Raw genomic sequence first — 15,716 nt, 5'->3', positions numbered from 1 at the left:
CATGAAAGCGATCCCCAAACCCCGTCCCGGTGGCATCGTTCGCTTCGGCAAACGGAAGGCCAAACGCGACGACCGCAACCTGATGTTCGCCGCGCTGTTGAAGGCGCCACCGGCGCTGCCGGCCGAGTACGACTTCGACGTGGCGCATCACGGCATCCCCACGCCGATGTTCGGCAACGACCAGTACGGCGATTGCGTGATCGCCGGCCGCGCGCACCAGACCCTGCGCTTCGAGAAGGCCGAGCAGAACAAGCTGATCGCGATCAGCGACAACGACGTGCTGCACGAATACTTCGGTGAAACCGGTGGAACGGACAGCGGCCTGGTCGTGCTCGATTCGCTGAAGGAATGGCGCAAGCAGGGCTGGCTCGCCGCGAAGCGACGCTACAAGATCAAGGCCTTTGCGCAGATCGACCAGGCCAAGCGCAGCGAGGTCAAGCGCGCGGTGTTCATGGACATCGGCGTGGGCCTCGGCTTCACCCTGCCCAATGCCGCACTGACCCAGTTCTACGCCGGCAAGCCATGGGCGGTGGTGGGCGGCAAGGCCGGCCAGCCGAATCCGAAGAATGGCCACTACGTCTACGTGCCCGGCTACACGAAGAGCGGCCCGGTCTGCGTCACCTGGGGCCGCAAGCAGCAGATGAGCTGGGCCTTCCTCGTCAAGTACTGCGACGAGGCCTACGCGATCATCGACGCGATCGACACCGCGAAGAAGAAGCGCGGGCTGGATGCGGGCAAGCTCGATGCCTTCCTCGCCGGATTGCGCAAGGCGAAGCTGGCGGCGACGAAGAGGGCGGCGGCGCGCGCCGGCGGCGGACATGGCTGAGCGCAGCGCCAGCGTGGCGGCGAAGTCGGTGCCGGTAGCTCACGGCGCGCTGCTGCGGCGAAAATGCGCCTGCGGCACGCATGTGCCAGGCGGCGGCGAATGCCCGGATTGCGCGAAGAAGCGGCTGCGGCGAAGCAGCCGCGATGGCGCGGCATTGCCGATGGTGCCGCGACTCGTGCATGACGTGCTTGCCACTCCGGGTCGGCCGCTCGAACCTGCGACCCGGAGTTGGATGGAGCCGCGTTTCGGCAGCGACTTCAGCCGCGTGCGCGTGCACGACGACGGCCACGCCGCTGAATCCGCGCGCGCCGTGGGAGCGCTCGCCTACGCAGTCGGCAGCCATGTCGTGTTCGACACTCAGCAGTACGCACCGGGCACACCGGCGGGCCGTCACCTGCTTGCGCACGAGCTGGCGCATACGCTGCAGGATCCCGGCGCCGGCGGCCTGCACACGTCGCTGGCGATCGGGGCGCCCGGCGACGCTTCCGAAATCGCCGCCGACCGGGCGGCCGACGCGGTGACGCGCGGCGAGCGGGTTTCTGTTGCGCCCGGCGGCAGTGGGGTGGTGCGCCGGCAGATGCGCGGATGCGCCGCCAGCGCAGGCGACAGCGCGGACGTGCGCAACGTGCATTGCCCCGACGGCTCCGATTACCGGGTGACGATGACGGCCACCGACGGGCCGCCGGTGCCCGGCTTCCACGGCTCGGTCACGCCTGGCGCCAGCCTCAAGGAAATCTGGCTGGACATTTATCTGTGCAAGGGCAACATCCAGGTCAACCTGAAGCCGGGCGTGGACATACCGCAGGCGCTCGGGTCGGTGGTCGCCAACATGGTTGCGGGCTCCGACGCGCTGAAGGGCGTCGCCATCAATCCCGGGCTGAAGGTCACCTTCATCCAGGGCTCGAGCTTCACGGTGTCGCTCACGCCGTCGGTCAAGCTGGACGACAAGGGCGTCGCCGGTGCAGGCGGGTCGGTGCAGGTGCAGACCCCGGACGTCACCGTGACCGGTGGGGTCAACTGCGACCCGCGGGCGAGGTCGTGCATGTTCACCATCGACATCGGCGGTGGCGCGGCCGCGAAGGACGTCCACTGCGTCAAGAAGGGCCAGCAGAAGCTGGTTTTCACCTGCGAAAAAATCAATCACATACCAGCGGTACCGGAAGTGCCGGAGCAGAAGCGGACGGACACCCAGACGCGCTACGTGTTCTTCCGGCACGCCAGGCACGAGGTGCGCAAGGATTTCCGGCTGCCGACCGACATCCAGGCGCTGAACGAGCAGGGTTACCGGGTCACCTTCATCAAGGGTTTCACCTCGCCCGAGGGCCCGCGTGGTTCCGAACACGCGCCGCAGTTCGAAGGCAACGTGGCGCTGGCCATCGAGCGGGCGCAGGCGGCCCGCGACTGGCTGGCGGACCCGAAGGTGTGCGCCGGCTGCGACCTGTCCGGCGCCAGGCAAAGCGGCGAGAGCGAGCTGCCGCCGGAACAGGGCCAGCAGGAACCCGAACCGAAAGGGCCGGGCATGGAACACGGCGCCGTGGACGAGTTCCTCGGCAAGCAAGGCACGCCCGACCCGCTGGCGCCTGCCGATCCGGCGGAACGCGAGAAATTCGAGCGCATGCCGTTCGGCCGGCAGCGCGAACAGGCGTACGAGCTGATGCGCCGGGCAGCCATCGTGCTGGAGCGCACGCAGGTCGTGCGCGAACGCCAGCCCGGTGTTCCGGCGCGGGACGAACCCAGCACCGTCGAATGCAGTCCGCAGGTGCTGGAGGCGGCGCAGAAATCGTTCGGCATAAAGACGCCGGGGCCATTCAATTTCGACACGCCGGGGAAACCCTGATGGACACCTCGCCATGAACATCTTCGACGGCCTGTACGGCTACGAAAAACTGATGCTGCTTTGCGGCCTCATCCTGTTCGTGTTCGCGCTGGCGGCAATCACCGTGATGATCGTGCAGCGACGCGACTTCAAGATGGCGATGGCGCTGATCGTGCTCGCGATCGTGCTGATGGGCTTCCCCGGCATCCAGGCGGTGAAGTTCAGCCAGGACACGGTCGAGCTGGACCGTATCCGCATGCAGCCGCAGGCGCCGACCGATCCGGTGCAGAAGCAGCAGGCGCAGCAGGCACTCAGCAATCTGGAGCAGCGCGCCGCCGGCAATCCGCAGCTGCAGGCGCAGGTGTCGGATGGCTACCGCGCGATTGGCGAAGTGGACAAGGCCTATCGGCTGGCGCAATCGGTGCTGCATGAGAAACCCTCGGCGCAGGTGCAGGCCACCCTGGTGCCGGTGCTCACCGCGAAGTTGAACCAGGTGCAGGCGAACGCGCCGATCACGGCGCCGCCTCCCGCCGCCGCGGCCAGCGCGCCGCCTGCGGCCGCGAGCACTGCGGTGGCGACGGCGCCGCCAGCCGGAATCGGCAGCGTCGCGGCCACGCCGGCTCCCGCACCCGCTTCTTCGACACCCGCCGCGACGGCGCCGATGGACAGTGCACGCCAGCACCAGATTGCCGAGATCGCCACGCAGTTGCAGTCGACCGGCGCGGTGTTGCCTGCGGCGTCGCACGCGGCGCTGGCCAAGGCCTACGTGGTGCTGGGCCAGCCGCAGAAAGCGCAGGCGAACGTCGACGCGGCCCGCCGCATCGACCCGAACATCCGGATCAACCCCGCCGTGCTGCGCGCGGCCAGGACGGGCAGCCACCCATGAGCGACGGAGCGACGACGATGGATACCTTGCGCAAGAACGACCAGGGACCGCAGGTGCGGCAGCTGCAGAAGTTGCTGGCGCAGCGTGGCTATACGGTCGATGCCAGCGGCACGTTCGACACGACGACCTGGCAGGCGGTGCGCGCATTCCAGGCGCAGAACCTCGACCAGCACGGCCAGCCGCTGGTGGTCGACGGCGTGGTCGGCCCGCTGAGCTGGTGGAGCCTGCAGAACCCGAAGCCGTTCATCAAGACGCCGACCGCGGTCGACTACGCCACGCTGCCGGCGCGTGGCGGCAGCCGGCTCGGGCGTGCTGCGCTGGCGGCGGCGATCGGCGAGCTGAAGGCGAACGCGCGTGAGATCGGCGGCAACAACAGCGGCCCGTTCGTGCGCAAGTATCTGGCGCCGGCCGGTATGGACGAAGGCAATTCCTGGTGTGCCTCGTTCGTGAGCTGGTGTTTTCTACAGGCGGTGGAGGGCGACCGCCCGGCGATGCCGTTCGCGTATTCGCCTGGCGCGCGCGCCTTGCTGGCCGAATTCAAGCGCAAGGGCTGGGCCTCGGCGCCGGGCAGCGACTACCTGCCGCAGCCGGGCGACGTGGTGGTGTGGTGGCGGGTGAACCTGGCCGGCTGGCAAGGTCACACCGGCCTGGTGCATTCGGTGCAGGACGGCATGCTGTACACGATCGAGGGCAACCGCAGCCCGCGCGTGCAGGGCTTTTCCTATGTGCTGAGCCGGATGGACAAGCTGCTCGGCTACGGCCACGTGCCATGAGCGGATTCCCCGGCTCACCGCGGATTCTCAAGGGCGGCATCGTGCTGATCGACGCGGCCAGCTCGGCGGTGCTGCGGGTGATCGCGCTGCAGTACAACCCCGATTCGCTCACGCGCTCGCTGCAGGTGCAGGCCGTCAGTGCGGATGGCGGCGACCGTTCCGAAGTGCTGCGCCTGAAGGGGCCACCGGTGGAGACGCTGAAGCTGGAGGCGGAGATCGACGCCACCGACCAGCTGGAGTTCCCCGAGCAGAACAGCAGCGCTGCCCAGTCCGGCATCTTCGCGCAGCTGGCCGCGCTGGAGACGATGGTCTATCCGAGCAGCGGGCAGCTGCGCGCGAACGACGTGCTGGCGCAGATCGGCACGCTGGAGATCGTGCCGATGGAGACGCCGCTGGCGCTGTTCGTGTGGAGCAAGTCGCGCATCCTGCCGGTGCGCATCACCGAGTTCGGCATCACCGAGGAGGCGTTCGACACGGCGCTGAACCCGATCCGCGCCAAGGTCAGCCTCGGCCTGCGCGTGCTGTCGGTGAACGACGTGCCGTCCGGGCACAAGGCCGCCAGCCTGTTCATGAATTACCTGCAGCAGAAGGAGCGCCTGGCCGGCGGCGCCGGCGGCCAGCTGTCCGCGCTCGGCCTGAGTGGAGTGCCGTGATGAATGCGATCTTTCCCCCCACCAGCCGCTACGCGCTGACGCCCACCGCGAGCTTCGTGCGCGCGGACGGCACGCCGGTGACGTACCTCAAGCGCCGCTTCGTGCCGGCGCCGGAAAATCTCGCGCTGCTGCAATGGCATCAAGTCGTGCAGGGCGAGCGGCTGGACAACATCGCGGCGAAGTACCTGGGCGATCCGGAACAGTTCTGGCGGTTGTGCGACGCGAACCGCGCGCTGCGCCCACAGGAGCTGACCGCGACGATCGGGAAAAAGCTGCGCATCACCTTGCCCGAAGGCATCCCGGGGGTGCCGCATGCTTGAAGGCGTGCACCTGACCTTGCTGGTCGGGCCGGTGGTGCCGGTGCCGGTGCCGCAGCTCGTGCTGGACGCGCTCACCCAGATCGAGGTGAGCGCGCCGGACGAGGCGGCCGGCGCGTTCACCCTGCAATTCACGCTGAGCGTGCAGTCGCCGCTGCACACACTGTTCCTGCTCTCCGGTGGCGGCGTGGTGCCGCTGTTGCGGGTGATCGTGGTGGTCACCGTCAACGGCATGCCGCAGGTGCTGATCGACGGCGTGGTGACCCGCACCGAAGTGCTGCCGGGTGCGGGCCAGCGCCACACCACCTTGCAGGTCACCGGCGACGATCTCACCGCGGTGATGACCAAGCTGGAATTCTCCGGCTTGCCGGGCCTGCCGTATCCGGCGATGCCGGCCGAGGCGATCGTGGCGCTGCTGCTGGCGAAATACGCCTTCCTCGGCATCGTGCCGCTGGTGATCCCCAGCATCGCGCTCGACGTGCCGATCCCGACCAACCGCATTCCGACCCAGCAGGGCAGCGACCTGGAATACATCCGTCTGCTGGCCGAGCGCGTCGGCTACGTGTTCTATCTCGACCCCGGCCCGCTGCCCGGCATGAGTACCGCGTACTGGGGGCCGAAGATCAAGGTGGGCGTGCCGCAGCCGGCGCTGAACGCGGACATGGATGCCGCGAGCAACGTCGACGAACTCAGCTTCAGCTACGACGGCAATGCGCGGCAGCTGCCGGTGGTCTACATCCAGAACGAGCAGACCAAGGTGCCGCTGCCGATTCCGATTCCCGACATCGGGCCGCTGAATCCGCCGCTGGGTCTGATCGATCCGCCGCCGCAGCAGTTCCGTCCCTTGCCCGAGACCGCGAAATACTCGCCGCAGCGCGCGCTGCTGCTGGGCATGGCCGAGGCGGCGAAATCCGCCGATACCGTCACCGGCCGCGGCAGCCTGGACGTGGTGCGCTATGGCCGCGTGCTGAAGTCGCGCCAGCTGGTCGGCGTGCGCGGCGTCGGCCCTGCGTTTGACGGTCTGCACTACGTCACCCAGGTGCGCCACACGATCAAGCGCGGCGAGTACAAGCAGAGTTTCCAGCTGTCGCGCAAGGGATTGATCTCCACCGTGCCGCTGGTGCTGCCATGAGCAAGTTCTTTGGCAAGTACCGGGGCACCGTGGTCCAGAACGTGGATCCCGAACAGCGCGGGCGCATCCAGGTGATGGTGCCGGACGTGTCCGGGCTGATCCCGTCGAGCTGGGCGATGCCGTGCGTGCCGATCGCCGGCAAGCAGAGCGGCGTCTACGTGGTGCCGCAGATCGGTGCCGGCGTGTGGATCGAGTTCGAGCAGGGCGATCCGGATTACCCGGTCTGGGTCGGCGGCTTCTGGGGTACCGCAGCGGAAGTGCCGGCGCTGGCGCTGGCCGGCAATCCGGCCAGTCCCAGCGTGGTGCTGCAGTCGGGCCTGCAGCACACCATCGCGATCAGCGACGTGCCGGGGCCGGCCGGCGGCATCCTGCTGAAGAGCGTCACCGGGGCGATGATCCTGATCAACGAGATCGGCATCACGATCTCCAATGGCCAGGGCGCCACCATCGTGCTGGCCGGGCCGACGGTGACGATCAACAACGGCGCGCTGGTCGTGACGTAGGAGATGCGCGATGCCGGGCTTCCTCACCCATGTCGGCGCCAGCGTGCTCTGTTCGCACGGGGGACAGGCGCAAGCCACTACACCGAATCCGCGCGTCACGGTGAGCGGTCAGCCCAGCGTGACGATGGCGGCGCCGTGGCTGGTCGCCGGCTGCGCGCTGCCGCCGCCACCGGGGGCGAACGGGCCGTGCGTCAGCGCGCAGTTCGTCACCGCCGCGACCCGGGTGACGTCGAACGGCCAGCCGCTGCTGTTGTTCGACAGCCAGGCGATCTGCGCGCCGACCGGCACACCGCTGCTGATCGTCGCCAGCCAGACGCGCGTCACCGCGATGTGAGGACGCCATGAGCACCGTGATGAACATCGACTACCCGTTCCATTTCGACCCGCGCGGCCGCACCGCGGAAACCGGCGACGACGAACACGTGCGCGACATGATCGAGCAGCTGCTGTTCACCAGCCCTGGCGAGCGGGTGAACCGGCCCGACTTCGGCAGCGGCCTGCTGCAATTGGTCTTTGCGCCGAACAGCCCGGAACTGGCCGCCGCGCTGCAGTTCACCCTGCAGGCGGCATTGCAGCGCTGGCTCGGCGACGTGATCGACGTGGGCAAGCTGGAAGTGAGCAGCGAGGACGCCACCCTGCGCGTCGACCTCAGCTACACCGTGCGCGCCAGCGGCGACACGCGCAGCGACAGCTTCGTGCGGAGCCTGCCATGAATGCCTCACGCGAAACGGCGAGCCCCGGCACGATCGGCTGCGCGCCGCTGCCGGCCTGCAGCGTGCCGGCGCGGCGCGAAAAGTTGCGGCTGGCCGGCGCGCTCAACGGCATCGACTACGTCGAGGTGAGCGACGACGGCGTGAGCCTGTGCGTGCACCTGTTCGGCGAAATTCCGCGAGGCCTCGGCGTGGCCAACGTGCGGATCAGCGGCGGCGACCGCATCACCGGGCTGCGCGTGCTCAGCGTGAACTCCGAGCTGGAACCGGAGCTGCACGACGACGCCTGCCTGCGCGTGGTGCTCGACCGCGAAGGCGACCACACTGCGTACTGCCTGTGCCTGGTGGATGCGGCCTCCGGCAACGACCCGGCGAGCTGGCAGGCCTATCCCGGCTTCGACCCGCGCTACGCCTGCGCCACGCTGCGCTTCCGCCTGGACTGCGCGAAGACGCTGGACTGCGCCGACGAGGCGCCGTGCGTGTCGCCGCCGTCGCCCGCGCCGGAGATCAATTACCTGGCGAAGGACTATGCCAGCTTCCGCCAGCTGTTCCTCGACCGCCTCGCGCTGGACATGCCGGCGTGGCAGGAGCGTCACGTGCCGGACCTCGGCATCGCGCTGGTGGAGACGCTGGCGTACACCGCCGACTACCTCAGCTACTACCAAGACGCGGTCGCCACCGAGGCCTATCTGGGCACCGCGCGCAAGCGCATCTCGGTGCGCCGGCATGCGCGGCTGGTGGACTACCGCATGCACGAGGGTTGCAATGCGCGTGCCTTCGTCACGCTGGCATCAGGCAGCGACCTGAGCCTGGACCTCGCCAACCTGCTGTTGCTGGTGCCGCCGCCGGGGCCGGCGAATCCGCCGCCGGGCATCATCAATGCCAACCAGCTCGACGCAGCGCGGATCCAGGGCGCGCTGATCTACGAACCGATGCCGCTGGACGGTGCCACCACGTTGAACGTGGTCGCCGCGCACAGCGCAATCCGGCTGCACAACTGGGGCGACGAGCTGTGCTGCCTGCCGCGCGGCAGCACCCGGGCCACCTTGGTCGATGCGCCGCCGCCCCCGACGACGCCACCGGCTGCATCGGCGCCGCCCTCGGCACCCGCGGCATCGAACGATCCCGCACCGGTTGCCGTGGCTGCCGCCGCAACGCAGCGGGCGCTGAGGCTCGCTGTAGGCGACCTGCTGATCTTCGAGGAAGTACTGGGGCCGCAGACCGGCAACCCCGCCGACGCCGACCCCGCACATCGGCACGCGGTGCGCCTCACGGACGTCCAGACGTCCATCGATCCACTCGACGGCACCCTGCTGCTGGAGGTGGGGTGGGATCCTTGCGACGCGTTGCCGTTCGACCTGTGCCTGTCGGTGCGCACGCCGTCACCCGGTTGCGCGTGGCTGCACGACGTCAGCCTAGCGCGTGGCAACGTGCTGCTGGTCGACCACGGCGAGCACGTGCGCGGGCAGTGCACGTCCACCGCGATCTGCATGCCCGACGGCAACGACGGCGACTATCCCGGGCTGACCGCCGCGCTCGCCGCGATGCCGGATGCCTGCACGCGCTGCAGCACGCTGGTGGAGGATTGCTGGCTGGTGCCGGGCAGCACGCAGTACGGCTGCTGTCATTGCGACGGCGCCGTACAGGACGTCCGCCGTCCGCCGTCCGACACCGGCCACGTGCTGCCGGACACACCGCTGACCTGGGCCGAACCGCTGCCGCCGCATGCGCCGGTATGCAAGCTGCTGGCGCGCGACCCGCGGCGCGCGCTGCCGCAGTTGAGCGTATACGGCGGCGCGCTGGGCGACGTGCTGGTAGCCGGCACGCCCGACTCGCGCTGGCAGTGGCAAGCGCAATACGACCTGCTGGAGAGCGGTCCGGACGATCGCCACTTCGTGGTCGAGATCGACGACGACGGCGCCGCGCATCTGCGCTTCGGCGACGGCGTGCTCGGCGCGCAGCCGCAGGCCGGCGATTTCTTCCGCGCCGCCTCGCGCATCGGCAACGGCCCGGCCGGCAACGTCGGCCGCGACAGCATCGTGTGGCTGGCGCTGAAATCGGGCGTGCTGTCGGCCGACCTGGTGCCGCGCAATCCGCTGCCGGCCAGCGGCGGCACTGCGCCGGAAAGCCTGGCCGAGGTGAAGCTGTACGCGCCGGGCGCGTTCCGCGCAAACCCGCTGCGCGCAATCGTCGCCGACGACTACGCGAGGTTCGCCGCGCGCGCGCCGGAATTGCAGGGCGCCGCCGCCGCGCTGGAGTGGAGCGGCAGCTGGTACGTCGCAGACGTGGTGGTCGATCCGCTGGGCCGCGAGAGCCTGCCGGCAGGACTGGCGCGGCGGATCAGGGCGCAGCTGGAGCGCTATCGTCGCATCGGCCACGACGTCGAGGTGCATGCAGCCCGCTACGTGCCGTTGCGCGTCGCGTTGTTCGTCTGCGTACTGCCGGACTTCCTCGTCGCCCACGTCGAGGCCGAGCTGCGCGACCGCTTCGGCGCGGGCCTGCGCCGCGACGGCACGCCCGGCTTCTTCCATCCGGACCGGCTGAAACTGGGCGCGCCGGTATTCGCCAGCGCGCTGCTGGCCGAGGCACAGTCGATCACCGGTGTGGCCCACGTCGAAGTGACTTGCCTGGTTCGTGCCGACGACCCGGCCGACGGCGTGCCCGACGACGGCGTGCTGCACCTGGCTGCGCGCGAGATCGCGCAGGTCGACAACGATCCGGATCATCCCGACCACGGCAGCATCGCGTTCACGCTGGGAGGTGGCCGATGAGCTGCTGTAGCGCCTGTGGCAAGCATGCCTGCGCCTGCGGTTGCGGCGCGACCGCCGGCACGCCGTTGCCGTTGTACAACCGGCCTGGCCTGGCCAGCCTCGCGTATCGCGTCGGCACGTATGCCGACTTCCGCGCCACCATGCAGGACGATCTCACTGATGCTGCCTTGCCGGCACTGGCCGGGCTGCGCACGCGCGAAGCGGACGATGCGGCGATGGCCCTGCTCGACGCCTGGGCGGTCGGCGCCGACGTGCTCAGCTTCTACACCGAGCGCATCGCCAACGAAGGCTACCTGCGCACCGCCACCGAGCGGCGCTCGGTGCTGGAGCTGGCGCGCCTGGTCGACTACCGCCTGCGCCCCGGCGTGGCTGCCAGCGCCTACCTCGCCTACACGGTGGAGAAGGATTCACCGCCGGTGACGATTCCCGCCGGCGCACGCGCGCAGTCGGTGCCCGCGCCCGGCGAGCAGATGCAGACCTTCGAGACCGCCGAGCCGCTGGATGCGCGCTTCGAGTGGAACGCGCTCAAGCCGCGGTTGACCCGGCCGCAGAACATCACGCTCGACAACGTCGCCGGCTTGGCCGAGCTGTGGATCGCCGGCATTACCAGCAACCTCAAGCCGAACGATCGCGTGCTGTTCCTGTTCGGCGACTTGCCCGATGGCGTACCGGCGATCCGACTGGTGCAGTCGGTCGAGGTGCAGCAGCAGAGCGGGCGCAGCAAGGTACTGCTGCAACCGCTTGGCGCGTTGAAGGAGCAGATCGTTGCCGCGGCGAGAGTGGCGATCGCCGCGTTGCCGAGCGGCACGCCGTTGCGCGGCAAGATCGAAAAGATCTATCGGGGAGTGCTGCTCGGCGGCGGTGACATGGGAAGCATCAACAGATTCCTCGGCGGCTTCGGCCTGGAAATTGGCTCCCTTGCCGGCGGCCCGCAGGCGGCAAAGGATTTCCTGCTGGCCGTGGTCAAGGCGTTTGGTGGCAGCAGCCCCAGCGTCCCGGCGCCGACGGTTGGCTTCGGCGCGCTGTTCGGTGCCTTGACGCTGCAGACCCCGCCGCAGCCGGCCAACCTGTTCCGCCTGCAGCGGAGCGTTGCGACGGCACTGGGCACGGCCAGCGACACGCGGCCGCAATTGCTGCTGAAATTCGCGCCGCGGTTGGCCGATACCTTCTACCGTGCCTGGACCAGCGTGCCGCGGGGCGAACCCTCGCCGGCGCTGAGCGGCGTGTACGCGTTGCGCGTGGCTGCGGCGCTGTTCGGCCACAACGCGCCGCAGAGCATCGCCATCGCGCAGACGCCGGATGGTCATGGCGGTTCCACCTCGACGGTCACCACCAGCGAGCTCCCGCTCGACGAAGAGGCGGATGTGGTGCGGCTGGACAATGGCCATGACGGCGTGACGGCGGGCAGTTATCTGGTCATCGACCCGCCAGGCGACGTGCCCACGGTGGCGCGCGTGCGGAGCGCGCAGGTGCATCCGCAGTCGAGCTACGGCATCAGCGGCACGACCACCGAGATCACGCTGGATGATTCATCGGCGGATAGCGAGTCGGTCGTGTGGCAAGTGCCCAGCATGGCGGTCTTGCGGCGTACCCAGGTGCATGCGCAGAGCGAACGCTTGTCGCTGGCCGAGCTCACGATTGCGGATGAAGTCGGCGCGCTCGTCGTCGACAGTGCCCCGCGCGCCACGGGCGACAGCGCCACCCGGCTCACCCTCGACACCGCCGTCGACGGCCTCAAGGCCGGCCGCTGGGTGATCGTGGAAGGCCGGCGCAGCGACGTGCCGGGCACCGATGCGGTGAATGCCGCCGAGCTGGTGATGCTGGCCGCGGTGGAGCAGGGCGCCAATGCAAACCTGCCGGGCGATACGGTGCACAGCACCCTGGTGTTCGCCAATGCCGGTCTGGCCTACCGCTACCGGCGCGACAGCGTGCAGGTGCACGCCAACGTAGTGCGTGCCACCCACGGCGAGAGCCGCCGCGAGGTGCTGGGCAGCGGCAACGGCGCCTTGCCGATGCAGGCGTTCGTGCTGAAGCAGCCGCCGTTGACGTACGTTTCCGCGGCCACCGTGGATGGCGTGCAGAGCGCGCTCACGCTGCGCGTCAACGACTTGCAATGGCACGAGTCGCGCAACCTCGCTTTTGCCGGCGCGGCCGACCGCCGCTTCGTCACCACCACCGACGACGACGGCAAGACCGCCGTGCAGTTTGGCGACGGCGTCCACGGTGCGCGCCTGCCCACCGGCATCGAAAACGTCATTGCCACCTACCGCAACGGCATCGGCGTGCCGGGCAACGTGCGCGCCGGGCAGGTCAGCCTGCTGGCGACCCGGCCGCTCGGCGTCAAGGAGGTGATCAACTCGCTGCGCGCCTCCGGCGGCGCCGACGCGGAGACGCGCGACCAGGCGCGCCGCAACGTGCCGTTGGCGGTGCTGGCGCTGGACCGGCTGGTCTCGGTGCCGGACTACGCCGACTTCGCGCGCACGTTCGGCGGCGTCGGCAAGGCGGCGGCGGTCAAGCTGGGCAGCCTGGTGCAGGTGACCATCGCCGGTGCCGCCGATGCGCCGATCGATCCAAGCTCCGACCTCTACCGCAACCTGCTGCAGGCGCTGCAGCAGTATGGCAATCCGTCGCTGCCCGTGCGCCTGGATGTGCGCGAGCTGCTGGCGCTGACCGTGAGCGCGAAGGTGGGACTGCTGCCGGACTTCGCGTGGGAGTCGGTCGAGCCGGCCGTGCGCGCGGCGCTGTTCGATGCGTTCGGCTACGAGCGGCGCGCGCTGGCGCAGAGCGTCTACCTCAGCGAACTGGTCGCCTGCATGACAGCGGTGCGCGGCGTGGCCTGGGTCGACGTGGACGCGTTCGGCAGCCTCGACGAGGCGACCCTGCTGGCCGGCTTCAGCGCCGGCGACAACGAGAAAAATGGAAACGGTTCGTCGCTGCACACCCAGGCGGTCGTCACCGCCGCCACGGTGCCGCCGCGCGTGCGGGTGCTGCCTGCCCGCTACGACGACACCGGCACGCTGCGCCCGGCGCAGCTCGCCTACCTGCCATCGAACGTCCCCGACACCTTGCTGCTGCAGGAGGCCACGCCATGACTGTGCGCCCGGATCGGCTGTACGACCTGTTGCCGGTGGTCTACCGCATGCGCGACGCGGAGCAGGGCTGGCCGCTGCGCGATGTCCTGCGCGTGCTGGCCGGCCAGGCCAACGTGCTGGAGCAGGACATCGCGCGGCTGTACGACAACTGGTTCATCGAGACCTGCGACGACTGGGTGGTGCCGTACATCGGCGACCTGCTCGGTTATGCCCTGTTGCCCGAGGCGGCCGCGCTGGACGGCAGCGGCCGCTGCAGTGCCGGGCTTGGCCGCGTGCTGGCGCCGCGCGCCGACGTGGCCAACACGATCGACGCGCGCCGGCGCAAGGGCACGCTGTCGCTGCTGGAAGACCTGTCCCGCGACGCGGCGGGCTGGCCGGCACGCGCGCTGGAGTTCTACCGCCGGCTCGGCTGGATGCAGCATCTCGATCATCAGCACCCGCACCGCGGTGGCACCGCCGACCTGCGTGACCCGGGCCGGCTGCAACGGCTCGGCTGGGCGAATGGCGCGTTCGATCCGTTCGCGCACAGCGTCGATGTGCGGCGCATGGGCAGCGCTCATCGGCGCGGCCGCCACAACATCCCCGCGGTCGGCGTGTTCGCCTGCCGCCTGCGCAGTTACCCGGTGACGTGCACGCCGGCGTACTGCATCGAGGAACGCGGCCCACAGTGTTTCAGCTTCAGCGTGCTCGGCAACGACACGCCATTGTTCCAGCGTCCGGTCGCGGAAAGCGAACCGACCCACATCGCCGACGAGCGCAACCTGCCGCTGCCGTTGCGCCGCTGGCGCTTCGCGGAACGTGGTCCACTGGCCGATTACGCCAGCGTGTCGGCGGAACTCTACGGCGATGGTCGCAGCGTGCAGGTGTGGGCGCCGGACTGGCCGGCGAAAGGGCAGGGAACGCCGGTGCCGCGCGAGGCGCTGATCCCGGCGGATTTGTCCGGCTGGCGCGGGCAGGTGAAGCGCGGGCGCGTGGCGATCGATCCCGAACGTGGCCGCATGATGTTCCCGGCCAACCAGCGGCCGAAGCGCGGCGTGTGGGTGTCGTATCAGTACGGCTTCGCTGCCGATCTCGGCGGCGGCGAATACGCGCGGGTCACGCCGGAACTGGAAGGCGCCACCCGCTACGTGGTGCACGCCGCGTTGCCGGATCGCGCGGCGAGCGGCAGTTGGCCCGCCGGCCACTTTGGCAGCATTGCCGAGGCGCTGGCGGCGTGGGCACAGGCGAAAGCGGCCATGCCGGCGTTGCGCGCGCTGGTGGTCGAGCTGGCCGAAAGCGGCGTGTACGAGGGCAGCATCGAGCTGCAACTGGACGCTGGCGAGGCGATCCAGCTGCGCGCCGCCGAACGTACGCGGCCGGTGCTGCGCCTGCTCGACGTGCGCGCCAGCCAGCCGGACGCGCTCGGCATCGGCGGGCGTGCCGGCAGCCGCGTGCTGCTGGACGGCCTGCTGATCGTGGGTCGCGGCATCGAGGTGCACGGGCCGGACGACGAAGCCGCCGCGGACGACGATCTGTGCGAGGTGCTGATCCACCACTGCACTCTGGTGCCCGGCTGGGCGCTGCAATGCGACTGCGACCCGAAGCGCCCGGGCGAACCCAGCGTCACCCTCGACGGCACGCGTGCCGCGCTGCGCGTCGAGCACAGCATTCTCGGCGCGATCGCTGTCATCAGCCCCGAACGGCGCGGCGAACCGCCGACGCTGGAGCTGTGCGACAGCATCCTCGACGCGACCGGCCTGGAGCGGGTGGCGCTGGGTGCGCCGGACGAAGCGGTGGCGTACGTCGAGGCCAGCTTCCGCCGCTGCACGGTGATCGGCGCAGTGCAGGCGCACGGTATCGCGCTGGCCGAGGACTCGATCTTCGCCAGCCCGCTGCGCGTGCTGCGTCGGCAGCAGGGCTGCGTGCGCTTCTGCTACGTGGCGGTCGGCTCGCGCACGCCGCAGCGCTTCCATTGCCAGCCCGACCTGGCGCTGGCCGCGGTCGCCGCGGCCGATCGCGCGCACGAACGGCTGCGCGTGGTACCGCAATTTCGCAGCCGCCGTTACGGCACCCCGCACTACCTGCGCCTCGCCGACGGCTGCTGCGCGGAAATCCGCCGCGGCGCGTCCGACCGTTCGGCGATGGGCGTCTACCACGACCTGTACGAACCGCAGCGCGAGGCGAACCTCGCGGCGCGGCTGGTCGAATACGTTCCGGCGGGCACGGACGCCGGCATTCTTTTCGCGAGTTAGGAGATC

The 15,716-nt window shown here is 69.7% G+C and carries 13 protein-coding genes; all 13 read left to right on the top strand.

Annotated elements, in window-relative coordinates:
- Position 1 precedes the first annotated feature (1 nt).
- The 13 genes from ABD024_RS14625 (at position 2) to ABD024_RS14565 (ending at position 15,710) form a co-directional block, all read left to right on the top strand.
- Positions 2-826, top strand: coding sequence for a hypothetical protein (locus tag ABD024_RS14625; RefSeq protein ID WP_343854114.1), 825 nt, complete (start codon positions 2-4; stop codon positions 824-826).
- 160 nt (positions 827-986) lie between these two features.
- A complete protein-coding gene (locus ABD024_RS14620) occupies positions 987-2,663 on the top strand; it encodes an eCIS core domain-containing protein (protein WP_343854742.1) in 1,677 nt (558 codons plus the stop codon).
- Between the two features lie 13 nt (positions 2,664-2,676).
- Positions 2,677-3,528 carry a hypothetical protein gene (locus tag ABD024_RS14615; protein WP_343854112.1) on the top strand — a complete coding sequence of 284 codons (852 nt, stop codon included), beginning with the start codon at positions 2,677-2,679 and terminating at the stop codon, positions 3,526-3,528.
- A complete protein-coding gene (locus tag ABD024_RS14610; RefSeq protein ID WP_343854109.1) occupies positions 3,525-4,301 on the top strand; it encodes a CHAP domain-containing protein in 777 nt (258 codons plus the stop codon). The genes ABD024_RS14615 and ABD024_RS14610 overlap by 4 nt, the downstream gene beginning before the upstream one ends.
- Positions 4,298-4,954, top strand: coding sequence for a hypothetical protein (locus ABD024_RS14605; RefSeq protein WP_343854107.1), 657 nt, complete (start codon positions 4,298-4,300; stop codon positions 4,952-4,954). Before ABD024_RS14610 ends, ABD024_RS14605 begins: the two co-directional genes overlap by 4 nt.
- Entirely contained in the window at positions 4,954-5,274 is a 321-nt protein-coding gene (locus ABD024_RS14600; RefSeq protein WP_343854104.1) for a LysM peptidoglycan-binding domain-containing protein, read from the top strand. The genes ABD024_RS14605 and ABD024_RS14600 overlap by 1 nt, the downstream gene beginning before the upstream one ends.
- Positions 5,267-6,403, top strand: coding sequence for a hypothetical protein (locus ABD024_RS14595; protein ID WP_343854100.1), 1,137 nt, complete (start codon positions 5,267-5,269; stop codon positions 6,401-6,403). Before ABD024_RS14600 ends, ABD024_RS14595 begins: the two co-directional genes overlap by 8 nt.
- Complete coding sequence (locus tag ABD024_RS14590; RefSeq protein ID WP_343854098.1) at positions 6,400-6,906, top strand: phage baseplate assembly protein V; 507 nt, start codon at positions 6,400-6,402, stop codon at positions 6,904-6,906. The genes ABD024_RS14595 and ABD024_RS14590 overlap by 4 nt, the downstream gene beginning before the upstream one ends.
- 10 nt (positions 6,907-6,916) lie before the next feature.
- Complete coding sequence (locus ABD024_RS14585) at positions 6,917-7,240, top strand: hypothetical protein (protein WP_343854094.1); 324 nt, start codon at positions 6,917-6,919, stop codon at positions 7,238-7,240.
- Between the two features lie 7 nt (positions 7,241-7,247).
- Positions 7,248-7,619 (top strand): GPW/gp25 family protein, encoded by a 372-nt coding sequence (locus ABD024_RS14580; protein WP_343854092.1) that lies wholly within the window; start codon positions 7,248-7,250, stop codon positions 7,617-7,619.
- Positions 7,616-10,387 carry a putative baseplate assembly protein gene (locus tag ABD024_RS14575; protein ID WP_343854089.1) on the top strand — a complete coding sequence of 924 codons (2,772 nt, stop codon included), beginning with the start codon at positions 7,616-7,618 and terminating at the stop codon, positions 10,385-10,387. The genes ABD024_RS14580 and ABD024_RS14575 overlap by 4 nt, the downstream gene beginning before the upstream one ends.
- Positions 10,384-13,479 (top strand): putative baseplate assembly protein, encoded by a 3,096-nt coding sequence (locus tag ABD024_RS14570; RefSeq protein WP_343854086.1) that lies wholly within the window; start codon positions 10,384-10,386, stop codon positions 13,477-13,479. The genes ABD024_RS14575 and ABD024_RS14570 overlap by 4 nt, the downstream gene beginning before the upstream one ends.
- The gene (locus tag ABD024_RS14565; protein ID WP_343854083.1) at positions 13,476-15,710 is read left to right on the top strand and encodes a hypothetical protein; all 2,235 of its coding nucleotides are present in this window, start codon (positions 13,476-13,478) and stop codon (positions 15,708-15,710) included. Before ABD024_RS14570 ends, ABD024_RS14565 begins: the two co-directional genes overlap by 4 nt.
- The last annotated feature ends 6 nt before the right edge of the window (positions 15,711-15,716 follow it).

The organism is Rhodanobacter soli, from assembly GCF_039523495.1.
Lineage (GTDB): Bacteria > Pseudomonadota > Gammaproteobacteria > Xanthomonadales > Rhodanobacteraceae > Rhodanobacter > Rhodanobacter soli.
Note: the sequence above shows the minus strand (reverse complement) of the source record. Positions and strands in the feature narration are given on the sequence as shown.

Coding starts and splice junctions, on each gene's coding strand:
- ABD024_RS14565 (WP_343854083.1), top strand. CDS start 13,476: ATGACTGTGCGCCCGGATCGGCTGTACGACCTGTTGCCGGTGGTCTAC.
- ABD024_RS14620 (WP_343854742.1), top strand. CDS start 987: ATGGTGCCGCGACTCGTGCATGACGTGCTTGCCACTCCGGGTCGGCCG.
- ABD024_RS14595 (WP_343854100.1), top strand. CDS start 5,267: ATGCTTGAAGGCGTGCACCTGACCTTGCTGGTCGGGCCGGTGGTGCCG.
- ABD024_RS14590 (WP_343854098.1), top strand. CDS start 6,400: ATGAGCAAGTTCTTTGGCAAGTACCGGGGCACCGTGGTCCAGAACGTG.
- ABD024_RS14600 (WP_343854104.1), top strand. CDS start 4,954: ATGAATGCGATCTTTCCCCCCACCAGCCGCTACGCGCTGACGCCCACC.
- ABD024_RS14585 (WP_343854094.1), top strand. CDS start 6,917: ATGCCGGGCTTCCTCACCCATGTCGGCGCCAGCGTGCTCTGTTCGCAC.
- ABD024_RS14580 (WP_343854092.1), top strand. CDS start 7,248: ATGAGCACCGTGATGAACATCGACTACCCGTTCCATTTCGACCCGCGC.
- ABD024_RS14625 (WP_343854114.1), top strand. CDS start 2: ATGAAAGCGATCCCCAAACCCCGTCCCGGTGGCATCGTTCGCTTCGGC.
- ABD024_RS14575 (WP_343854089.1), top strand. CDS start 7,616: ATGAATGCCTCACGCGAAACGGCGAGCCCCGGCACGATCGGCTGCGCG.
- ABD024_RS14605 (WP_343854107.1), top strand. CDS start 4,298: ATGAGCGGATTCCCCGGCTCACCGCGGATTCTCAAGGGCGGCATCGTG.
- ABD024_RS14570 (WP_343854086.1), top strand. CDS start 10,384: ATGAGCTGCTGTAGCGCCTGTGGCAAGCATGCCTGCGCCTGCGGTTGC.
- ABD024_RS14610 (WP_343854109.1), top strand. CDS start 3,525: ATGAGCGACGGAGCGACGACGATGGATACCTTGCGCAAGAACGACCAG.
- ABD024_RS14615 (WP_343854112.1), top strand. CDS start 2,677: ATGAACATCTTCGACGGCCTGTACGGCTACGAAAAACTGATGCTGCTT.